1 protein-coding gene is annotated in these 1284 nt (G+C 63.8%); it reads left to right on the plus strand.

Annotated features, from left to right (window positions below):
- The first annotated feature begins 26 nt into the window (after positions 1 to 26).
- Positions 27 to 1214: an IS481 family transposase gene (locus A5652_RS21665; RefSeq protein ID WP_067356499.1), complete on the plus strand. Its 1188-nt coding sequence runs from the start codon at positions 27 to 29 to the stop codon at positions 1212 to 1214.
- The last annotated feature ends 70 nt before the right edge of the window (positions 1215 to 1284 follow it).

Genomic DNA, 1284 nt, shown 5'->3' on the forward strand with positions numbered 1-1284 from the left:
TTCGGTTGATCCTTGACACTCCCTAGATGAGGGAGTTGAGCGTGGCCGAGCAGAGGTATCAGGCCGTGTTGGCGGTGATCAGTGATGGGTTATCGATTTCGCAGGTCGCTGAGAAGGTAGGGGTGTCGCGCCAGACGGTGCACGCCTGGTTGGCCCGCTATGAGGCCGCGGGCCTTGAGGGGCTGGTGGATCGTTCGCATCGGCCGAGGGCGTGTCCGCATCAGATGCCGGCCGCGGTGGAAGCAATGTTGTTGGAGTTGCGTCGGTCGCGGCCGTATTGGGGGCCGCGGCGGCTGGTGTTCGAGCTGGCCAAACGTCAGGTGGTTCCGGTGCCTTCGGAGTCAGCGGCTTATCGGGCGTTGGTGCGGGCCGCGATGATCGATCCGAGTTTGCGGGATCGGCGCTCGCGCAAGTGGAAACGCTGGGAACGCGGCGTCGCGATGGAGTTGTGGCAGATGGATGTCGTGGGCGGTTTCCCGCTGGCCGATGGCAGCTGCGCCAAAGCCCTCACCGGCATTGACGACCATTCCCGGATGTGTGTCTGTGCGCGGCTGATGGCACGTGAACGCACCCGCGCGGTCTGCGATGGGCTGCGCGCGGCCCTAGCGGCTTATGGCGTTCCTGAGCAGATCCTGACCGACAACGGCAAGGTGTTCACCGGCCGATTCTCGCATCCCCCGGTGGAGGTGCTCTTTGATGCGATCTGCCGCGAGCAGGGCATCGAGCATCTGCTGACCCAACCGAGAAGCCCGACCACGACGGGCAAAATCGAGCGCTTCCACCGCAGTCTGCGTGCTGAATTCCTCAGCGCGCATAAGCCTTTCCCTAACCTCAAGACCGCCCAGCAGGCCCTCGATGAGTGGGTCGACTACTACAACACCACTCGTCCGCATCAAGCCCTGCAGATGACTACCCCTGCGGAGAAGTTCGCCGCGGGCGCCGTGCGCACACCGGGGCTGACGTCGGTGATGCCGCGCATCGATCGCACCGGTGATGCCTGGGTCAGCCGTCGCGTGACCAGCAACGGGGTGGTCAGTGTGGCCTGGCAGCAGGTGTGCCTGGGAGCCCATCGTGCCGGCGCACGCTGCGATGTCCACATCGATGGTGAGCTGCTGCGGTTTTTCATCGGCGACGAGCTCGTCAAAACCGCCGCCCGGACCAGCCACGGCGAGGTACGAAACAAACGGGCCTTCCGCAGCCGCGAACAGGCCTAACCACAAAACCAGAGTGTCAAGGATCAACCGAAACAGAAACGTCAACCATCAACCGACTCTGAACAGGGGC

It is taken from the genome of Mycobacterium sp. 1165178.9 (genome assembly GCF_001673555.1).
Taxonomy (GTDB): Bacteria; Actinomycetota; Actinomycetes; order Mycobacteriales; family Mycobacteriaceae; genus Mycobacterium.